Below are 8,564 nucleotides of genomic sequence, written 5' to 3'. Positions count from 1 at the left end.
CTGCCCGGGCAGCAGGGCCGGCTTTTCATGATGCGTGAGTGGCTGGAGCTGGACACCGACGAGATCTGTAAGGAGTTGTCGATCTCGCCGACCAATCTCTGGGTCATGCTGCACCGCGCCCGGCTCCGCTTGCGAGACTGCCTGCAAGCCGGCTGGTTTGATGCCCATCCCGCCGCCACATGAAGCTCAAGGTCAATTGCCGCGAGGTCACGCACCTCCTCCTGCACGCCGAGGACAAGCCCTTGCCCTGGCTGGACAGGCTGCGCATCCGCCTGCACATGCGCATCTGCGCCACCTGCCCGCGCTTTGCGCGTCAGGTCGTGCTCATGCGTGGCGCCTTTGCCCAGCTGCGTCGCGGATCTGAGGAATAGCGCACTGTCAATGCTCGGCGCCGAGAAATAGGCCCGGGATTGCGCCATTTCCTACCGTGTGGCCAAGTGCGGCAGCGCAAAATCGTTCGACCTTCGACCTGAAACGGGCCTGCCTGGCCCGCGTGGACGCCGCATGCACGATCCTTCCGTTCCTCTGGAGTGGCCCCAGTCCGCCCAGCCGCCCATGGCCTCTGGCTCAGCGGCGGACGCGACCTCGGCGGATCGACCCGGCTTTGCCTGGCCGTCGCCGCCCTATGCCGCCTACCCCCAGGCCCGCCCTCAGGTCGGGCCCGAGCCCTGCGAGCTGCTGGGCCTGAACAACGGCCGCACCCAAGGCCAGCTGCTGCGATTCATCCCCAACGAGCGGCAGGTCGTGGTCAACGTGCCGCCCAGCCGCAACAACATGCCGCTGCGGCTCAGCCAGTTCCGCGCCTTGAAGCTGATGCGCGCCTTGGCCGTTCCGCCGCGCAGCCAGGACGACGACGGCGGTTTTGCCGTGGACCAGCGGCCGCGCACGCAGTTCAAGCTCGTCTTCCAAGGAGGCGATGAGCTCAAGGGCACCACCATCGGCTACCTGCACGACGAGCTCGGGCTGTTCCTGTTCCCGCCCGTCAGCGAGTCCGACGACTCGGTGCGGCGCATCTTCTTCCCGCAGGAGGCCATTGCGCACTTCGAAGTGGGCGAGCCGCTGGGCAAGATGCTGCTCAAGGACAAGCTGGTCACCTCGGGCCAGATCGAAGCTGCGGCGGTGACGCAGTCCGAGCTGCGCAACCGCCGCGTGGGCGACATCCTCGTCGAGCAGCAGGTCGTCACCGTGGACGAGCTGATGCGCGCCATCGAGCAGCAGGCCCGCATGCCCATGGTGCGCATCGGCGAGGCCTTGCTGGCGCTGGAGATGGTCACGCCTGAGCAGTTGGAGGTGGCGCTGGAACAGCAACGCCATGACCGCTCGGTGCCGCTCGGGGAGTTGCTGGTCCGCCAGGGCGTCATCTCGCGTGCCGCCTTGCAGTCCACCCTGGCCCGCAAGATGGGCTACCCGGTGGTGGACGTCGAGAACTTTGCCGTCGAGCCCGACGCCGTGCGCAAGCTGCCCTATGCGGTGGCCAAACGCCTGGAGGTGCTGCCCCTGGCCATCCGCGATGGCCGCCTCGTCGTCGCGATGGAAGACCCCACCCGGCGCGATGCGCTGGACGAGCTGGAGTTCATCACCCAGCTCAAGATCGTGCCCACGCTGACCAAGCTCGGCACCTTGGTGTTTTCGATCCCACAGGTGTTTGAGCGTTACGGCGGCGACGCGGCCGGCAGCAGTTCTGGCAGCGACTTCAACCTGCCCTCCTTCACGCCCGACTTCAAGCTCGACAGCATCGAGCTGCTCAACTCCCTGGAGCGCGAGCAAACCCCCAGCAAGGCCGACGATCGCGAGGACGACAGCGCGGTCGAGCAGAGCGACAACTCCCTGGTTCGATTGCTCAACTCGCTGATCATCGACGCCCACAGCCAGGGTGCCTCGGACATCCACATCGAGACCTCCCCCGGCAAGGAAAAGGTGCGCGTGCGCTTCCGCCGCGACGGCGTGCTGCATCAACAAATGGAGCTGCCGCACACCTACCGCAATGCCTTGATCGCGCGCATCAAGATCATGTGCGACCTCGACATCTCCGAGCGCCGCAAGCCGCAGGACGGCAAGATCAACTTCGCCAAGTTCTCGCCCCAGCACAAGCTGGAGCTGCGCGTCGCCACCATCCCGACCAACAACGGTCTGGAAGACGTGGTGATGCGCCTGCTAGCCTCCAGCAAGCCCATCCCGCTGGAAAAGCTCGGCCTCACCGAAGCCAACCGCAAAGGCCTTGAAACCGCCGTGGCGCGCCCCTACGGCATGGTGCTGTGCGTGGGCCCCACCGGCTCGGGCAAGACCACCACGCTGCACTCCGCCCTGGCGCACATCAACACGCCCGAGCGCAAGATCTGGACGGCCGAAGACCCGGTCGAAATCACCCAGGCCGGCCTGCGCCAGGTCCAGGTGAATCCCAAAATCGAATGGACCTTTGCCAAGGCGCTGCGCTCCTTCCTGCGGGCTGACCCCGACGTCATCATGGTGGGCGAAATCCGCGACCGCGAAACCGCCGAGATCGCCGTCGAGGCCTCGCTGACCGGCCACCTGGTGCTCTCGACCCTGCACACCAACAGCGCCGCCGAGACCATCACCCGCCTGCTCGACATGGGCATGGACCCCTTCAACTTTGGCGACTCCCTGCTCGCCGTGCTGGCCCAGCGCCTGGTGCGCCGCTGCTGCAGCCAGTGCCAGACGCGCGGCCCTCTCGAAGGCCCGGAGCTGGACGAGCTGCTGGCCGACTTCCTGCACGTATTCCCCAAGGAGACGCGCCCCACCGAGGACGCCGTGCTGGACGAATGGCGCAAGGTGTATGCGCAGGACGGCAAGTTTGTCCGCTACCAAAGCACCGGCTGCGACGCCTGCGGCGGCACCGGCTACCGGGGCCGCGCCGGCCTGCACGAGTTGCTGCGCGTCACCCCCGGCATCCGCCGCCAGATCCAGACCGGCGCGCGCGCTGAGGAGATCCTGCACACGGCGCTGGCCGATGGCCTGCGCACGCTGCGCCAGGATGGCATCCAGAAGGTGCTGCAAGGCATCACCACGCTGGCCGAAGTGCGCTCCACCAGCAACGCCTGAGGCGCGCCATGTCCACAACTCCCGAAGCCGCCGCCAGCCCCGACGCTCCGCCCCGAGCCGCCAAACTGCGGCTCGGCGACGTGCTGGTCGAGCAGAACGTCATCTCCGCCGCCCAGCTGACCCAGGCGCTGGAGCTGCAACGCGCCACCGGCAAGAAGCTCGGCCGCATCCTCATCGAAGCCAACCTCATCACCGAAGAGGCCCTGGCCCACGTGCTGGCGCGCCAGCTGCGCGCGCCCTTCGTCAACCTGCGCACCTTCCCGCTCAAGGCCGAGCTGGTGCGCCTGCTGCCCGAGACACCGGCCCGCCGCTTCAAGGCCGTGGTGCTGGAAGAGCGCAACGACACCCTGCTGGTCGCCATGGCCGACCCGCTGGACCTGTTCGGCTTCGACGAGATCGCCAAGCTGCTCAAGCGGCGCCTGGCCATGGCCGTGGTGGCCGAGAGCCAGCTGGCCGCTGTCTTCGACAAGCACTACCGCCGCAGCGACGAGATCAGCGGCCTGGCCAAGGCGCTGGAAAAGGACCTCGGCGACGCGGTGGACTTTGGCGCCCTGACGGCCAGTGTCGGCCAGGAGGGTGCGCCCGTCGTGCGCCTGCTGCAGTCGGTGTTCGAGGACGCCACTCGGGCCGGCGCGTCGGACGTGCACATCGAGCCCCAGGAAGGCGAGCTGCAGATCCGCAACCGCGTCGATGGCCTGTTGCAGACCCTGATGACGGCCGACCTGCGCATCGCCCCGGCCCTGGCCCAGCGCCTCAAGCTGATGGCCGGTCTCGACATCTCTGAAAAGCGCCTGCCGCAGGACGGCCGCTTCTCGGTGCGCCTGTCCGACCGCACGCTCGACGTGCGCCTCTCGACCATGCCGAGCCAGTACGGCGAGTCGGTCGTCATGCGCCTGCTGGGCCAGGGCTCGGCGCTGCGCCGCCTGCACCAGCTCGGCCTGCCCGAAGACCTGCTCACCCGCTTCCGCGAGCTGCTGGGGCGTGACTCCGGGATGATCCTGGTCACCGGCCCTACGGGCTCGGGCAAGACCTCCACGCTCTACGCCGCCCTGGCCGAGCTGGATGCCCAGCAGACCAAGATCATCACGGTCGAGGACCCGGTCGAGTACCGCCTGCCCGGCCTGACCCAGGTGCAGGTCAACGAGAAGATCGAGCTCAGCTTCTCGCGTGTGCTGCGCGCCGCGCTGCGGCAAGACCCCGACGTCATCCTCGTCGGCGAAATGCGCGACGCCGAGACCGCCGAGATCGGCCTGCGCGCCGCCATCACCGGCCACCTGCTGCTCTCTACCCTGCACACCAAGGACACGCTGTCCACGCCCTTCCGCCTGCTCGACATGGGCGCCCCGCCCTTCATGGTGGCCACCTCGCTGCAGGCCGTGATGGCGCAGCGCCTGCTGCGCGCCGTCTGCCCGCACTGCGCCGAGCCGCATGAGGCCACGCCCCAGGAGCTGGCCTGGCTGCGCCAGGTGCGCGCCTTCAATGGCATCGACGAAGCCAACGCCACGCCGGTCGCCAGCGTCTCCGGCCGCGGCTGCGCCGAGTGCCACGGCACCGGCTACCACGGCCGCGTCGGCATCTACGAGATGCTGGAGATCGACCCCGAGATGGCCCTCGCCATCCAGCGCAATGACGCGGGCGCCTTCCTCACGCGCGCTCGCCAGTCGCTCAAGGGCAAGACCCTGGCCGACCGCAGCCTCGGCTTCGTGCTGCAGCACCGCACCACGCTCGCCGAAGCCATGCGCATCAGCGTGGATGCGGAATGAACTTTGCCTGGCGCGGCCGCAACAAGGCGGGTGAGCTGATCCAGGGCGTCGTGGACGCCCCCACGGTGGACGCCGTGGCCGCCCAGCTGATGGCCGGCGGCGTGATCCCCATCGCCATCGACATGGCGGCCGAGGGCGCCACCCCCGGCGGCCAGCCCAACTGGCTCGAAGCCCTGACCGCGCGGCCCATCAAGATGGAGGACACCCTCGTCTTCACCCGCCAGCTCTACACCCTGCAAAAGGCTGGCGTGCCCATCCTGCGGGCGCTGGCCGGCCTGGAGGCCTCCACCCAGCACCCCACCGTCGTCAAGCTGCTGCAGGACGTGCGCGCCAGCCTCGACCAAGGCCTGGACCTCGCCAGCGCCTTTGCGCGGCACCCGCAGGCCTTCAGCGCCTTTTATCTCGCCATGATCCAGGTGGGAGAGTTGACCGGCAAGCTGACCGAAGTGCTGCGCCGCCTGGCCCTGCACATCGAGTTCGAACTGGACACCCGCGCCCGCGTCAAGTCCGCATTGCGCTACCCCATCATGGTGGTCGTCGCCATGGGCATTGCACTGGTCGTCATCAACCTCTTCGTGCTGCCCAAGTTCGCCGACATCTTTGCCCACTTCAAGGCCGAACTGCCCTTGATGACGCGCATCCTGCTCGGCTTCTCTGATTGGACGGTGCGCTGGTGGCCGCTGCTGCTGGGCGGGTTGATTGCGCTGGGCATCGCGCTCAAGCAGTGGCTCGCCACGCCGCACGGCCGCTACCTGTGGGACCGCCTCAAGCTGCGCTTGCCCGTGGCCGGGCCCATCGTCTTCAAGGCCACGCTGGCGCGTTTTGCGCGCAGCTTCTCGCTCGCGTCCAGCTCGGGGGTGCCGCTCTCGCAGGGCATGACGGTGGTGGCCCAGACGGTGGACAACGCCTACATGGCCGCGCGGGTCGAGCAGATGCGCGACGGCGTCGAGCGCGGCGAGAGCATCTCGCGCTGCGCCACAGCGGCAGGCGTCTTCACACCCGTCGTGCTGCAGATGATTGCGGTGGGGGAGGAGACGGGCGAGCTCGACAACCTGCTGGTCGAGATTGCCGAGATGTACGAGCGCGAGACCGACTACGCCATCAAGGGCCTCTCGGCCGCGATTGAGCCCATCCTGCTCACCCTGATCGGCGGCCTGGTACTCGTGCTCGCGCTAGGGGTATTCATGCCGATGTGGGATCTGGGCCAAGCGGCCATGAAGCACTGAGTGTGCGCTGCGTCACACCCTGAATCAATCACTCGGCCACCGCGCCAAAACTAGGCCCAATTCGAGAAGCATTTCGCTTCTCAAGCACTAGGACCTCCCTGATAGTCCGCTCCAACGCAACGTAGTCCTGCCCCCTTCGGCAGGCCGCACAGAAAGGTTGGAAGCATGAGAAAGCAAGAGTCTGGTTTCACGTTGATCGAGCTGGTGATGGTCATCGTCATCCTCGGCGTGCTGTCCGCCGTGGCGCTGCCCAAGTTCATCAACGTTGACGACGACGCCAAGCAGGCTGCCGTGAACGGCATCGCCGGCTCCTTGAGCTCGGCGTCCGCCATCAACTACGCCTCGCGCAAGGCCAACAGCACCAAGGGCGTGGCGGTCACCAACTGCACCAGCGTGTCTGCCGCCTTGCAGGCGGGCGCGCTGCCCACGGACTACACCATCACCTCCGCCGCCCTCGCGGCTGACGTGACGAGCACGACCTGCGTCGTCACGGGCAACGGCAAGACGGCGAACTTCACTGCCACCGGTATCCCTTGAGTTGAATCCCACGCGTGATGGACGAGGCTTCACGCTCATCGAGCTGATCCTCGTCCTGCTCCTCACGGCGGCCCTGGCCGTCACCGCCCTGCCCAAGATTGTCGATCTTGGGCTTTGGCGTTTGAGGGCCTTTGGTGACGACATGCAGGCCCAGCACCAGGCCATGCTGCGCCTCGCCCTGCAGCAGCGCCGGCCCATCGTGGCCACCATCACCGGCGCCAATGTGACCTACACGGACGGCGCCACCGTGCTGCAGACGATCAACTGCCCCGCGACCGAGAGCCCCTGCATCGCCGAGGGCGGCAGCCGCACGGTGACCTTCAATGTCGGCAACTCGGGCAGCACCAGCACCAGCTCTGGCGCGGCCATGACCGTCACCGTGGCCTCAGGCGGCTACAGCCAGGCCTACCAGATCGAGCACGAGACGGGGCTGATTTACGCCCTTCCTTGAGCGCCGAGCCCCCGGCCGCGCCATTAGCATGACTGCCACCATGCCGCGCAAGCATCTCGGCCTCACCCTCATCGAGCTGTTGCTCTTCATCACCGTCGTCGGCATCGCGCTGGCGGCCATGATGTCGGTCTTCACGCAGGCCACGCAGGCCAGTAGCGACCCCATGATCCGCCGCCAGCAGCTCGCCATTGCCGAGTCCCTGCTGCGCGAGGTGCAGCTGATGCCCTTCACCTACTGCGACCCTGACGACGCCAATGCCGCCAGCGCTATCTCAAGCGGCGGCTGCGCCAGCCTGGCTGAAGGCAGTGGCCCCGAAGCTGGCGAAAGCCGCTACGGCCCCACGGCCTACTTTGACAACGTCAACGACTACGCCGGTTTTGCCATGAGCGGCATCCGCGACATGGCCAACCAGGCCGTGGCCGGCCTCGCGGGTTACAGCGCCAGCGTGGCCGTGGCTGCCACGGCGCTCGACACCGTTGGCGCCACGGATGCGCTGAAGATCACGGTCACCGTCACGGCCCCCGACACCAGCACGCTCAGCCTGCAAGGCTGGCGCACCCGTTATGCGCCGAACGCGATCGACTGACGTGCGATCGACGCAGGCCGGCTTCACGCTGATCGAAGCGGTGATGGTCATCACCCTCACCTCGGTGATCTTCGGCATCGTGTCCGTCTTCATCGCGCCGGCCACCACGGCCTACTTCGCCACCACGGCCCGCGCCCAGCTCAGCGACCAAGCCGACACGGCACTGCGCCGCATCGCCCGTGATCTGGCGCGTGCGCTGCCCAACAGCGCGCGGGTCTCGGCTTCTGGGCTGAGCGTCGAGCTGATCCCGGTCACCAGCGCCGCGCGCTACGCCGTTGAGTCGGGCGACCCGCTGCAGTTCGGCGCCAGCGACACCGGCTTTGACGTCGTCGGCCCGGGCCTCCGGCTCGCCAACGCCGGCCAGAAGCTGGCCTTCTACAACCTCGGGGCCGGCGTGCCTGACGCGGATGCGTACCAACTGGCCAACGTTCGCACCGCCTCCACCGGCGCCGGCGTGGCCAGCCATGTGGACTTCTCGGGCGGTGGCCTGCCCAACAGCTTGAGCGCCCCGCCCTACCGTGTCTACGCCATCGAGTCGCCCGTCAGCTACCGCTGCGACCTCGCCGCCGGCACCCTCACCCGCCACGCCAACTACGGCTTCAGCGCCAGCCAGGCCGAGCCGCCGGCGGGCGGCAGCAGCGCCATCCTGGCCAGGCAGGTGTCTGCCTGCAGCTTCAACTACGACCCGGCGAGCGTCGGCGCCCGCCACGGCATCGTCAGCTTGCAGCTCTCGCTGACCAGCCAAGGCGAGACCGTCGCCATCTACCAGGCCGTGCACGTGGACAACCTGCCATGACGCCACGACGCACCGGCTTCACCATGATGTCCATGCTCTTCCTGCTGGTGGTGCTGGCAGCGCTCGGCGCCACCCTGGCCTCGCTCAGCCAGCGCCAACAGTTGGGCTCGGCGGGAGAGCTGGCTGCGGCCAAGGCCTACCAGGC

9 protein-coding genes are annotated in these 8,564 nt (G+C 67.8%); all 9 read left to right on the top strand.

All coding sequences use genetic code 11. The features are described from left to right. The coding region (locus ABDJ85_RS20125) for a sigma factor-like helix-turn-helix DNA-binding protein (protein ID WP_347706600.1) at nucleotides 1-183 on the top strand (183 nt) is incomplete at its 5' end. After that, a complete protein-coding gene (locus tag ABDJ85_RS20120; RefSeq protein WP_347706599.1) occupies nucleotides 180-371 on the top strand; it encodes an anti-sigma factor family protein in 192 nt (63 codons plus the stop codon). The genes ABDJ85_RS20125 and ABDJ85_RS20120, both read left to right, overlap by 4 nt. A gap of 133 nt (nucleotides 372-504) precedes the next feature. Continuing rightward, nucleotides 505-3,060, top strand: a complete 2,556-nt coding sequence (locus ABDJ85_RS20115) for a GspE/PulE family protein (protein WP_347706598.1) — start codon at nucleotides 505-507, stop codon at nucleotides 3,058-3,060. An 8-nt stretch (nucleotides 3,061-3,068) separates the two neighbouring features. After that, on the top strand, nucleotides 3,069-4,823 hold the full coding sequence (locus ABDJ85_RS20110) for a GspE/PulE family protein (RefSeq protein WP_347706597.1): 1,755 nt from the start codon (nucleotides 3,069-3,071) through the stop codon (nucleotides 4,821-4,823). Continuing rightward, entirely contained in the window at nucleotides 4,820-6,049 is a 1,230-nt protein-coding gene (locus tag ABDJ85_RS20105; protein WP_347706596.1) for a type II secretion system F family protein, read from the top strand. The genes ABDJ85_RS20110 and ABDJ85_RS20105 overlap by 4 nt, the downstream gene beginning before the upstream one ends. Before the next feature lie 165 nt (nucleotides 6,050-6,214). Continuing rightward, nucleotides 6,215-6,586, top strand: coding sequence for a pilin (locus tag ABDJ85_RS20100; protein WP_347706595.1), 372 nt, complete (start codon nucleotides 6,215-6,217; stop codon nucleotides 6,584-6,586). A 1-nt stretch (nucleotide 6,587) separates the two neighbouring features. Then, on the top strand, nucleotides 6,588-7,037 hold the full coding sequence (locus tag ABDJ85_RS20095; RefSeq protein ID WP_347706594.1) for a prepilin-type N-terminal cleavage/methylation domain-containing protein: 450 nt from the start codon (nucleotides 6,588-6,590) through the stop codon (nucleotides 7,035-7,037). Nucleotides 7,038-7,077: 40 nt separating this feature from the next. Continuing rightward, nucleotides 7,078-7,623 carry a type II secretion system protein gene (locus ABDJ85_RS20090; protein ID WP_347706593.1) on the top strand — a complete coding sequence of 182 codons (546 nt, stop codon included), beginning with the start codon at nucleotides 7,078-7,080 and terminating at the stop codon, nucleotides 7,621-7,623. A 1-nt stretch (nucleotide 7,624) separates the two neighbouring features. Continuing rightward, nucleotides 7,625-8,419, top strand: coding sequence for a prepilin-type N-terminal cleavage/methylation domain-containing protein (locus ABDJ85_RS20085; protein ID WP_347706592.1), 795 nt, complete (start codon nucleotides 7,625-7,627; stop codon nucleotides 8,417-8,419). The last annotated feature ends 145 nt before the right edge of the window (nucleotides 8,420-8,564 follow it).

Source organism: Roseateles paludis, from assembly GCF_039872745.1.
Classification (GTDB): domain Bacteria; phylum Pseudomonadota; class Gammaproteobacteria; order Burkholderiales; family Burkholderiaceae_C; genus Pelomonas; species Pelomonas paludis.
The sequence above is the reverse complement of the archived record's forward strand: the minus strand, read 5'-3'. Positions and strand labels throughout refer to the sequence as shown.

Excerpts from the sequence above, each read along its gene's own strand:
- ABDJ85_RS20115 (WP_347706598.1), top strand. The coding sequence starts at position 505 with ATGCACGATCCTTCCGTTCCTCTGGAGTGGCCCCAGTCCGCCCAGCCG.
- ABDJ85_RS20120 (WP_347706599.1), top strand. The coding sequence starts at position 180 with ATGAAGCTCAAGGTCAATTGCCGCGAGGTCACGCACCTCCTCCTGCAC.
- ABDJ85_RS20090 (WP_347706593.1), top strand. The coding sequence starts at position 7,078 with ATGCCGCGCAAGCATCTCGGCCTCACCCTCATCGAGCTGTTGCTCTTC.
- ABDJ85_RS20100 (WP_347706595.1), top strand. The coding sequence starts at position 6,215 with ATGAGAAAGCAAGAGTCTGGTTTCACGTTGATCGAGCTGGTGATGGTC.
- ABDJ85_RS20110 (WP_347706597.1), top strand. The coding sequence starts at position 3,069 with ATGTCCACAACTCCCGAAGCCGCCGCCAGCCCCGACGCTCCGCCCCGA.
- ABDJ85_RS20105 (WP_347706596.1), top strand. The coding sequence starts at position 4,820 with ATGAACTTTGCCTGGCGCGGCCGCAACAAGGCGGGTGAGCTGATCCAG.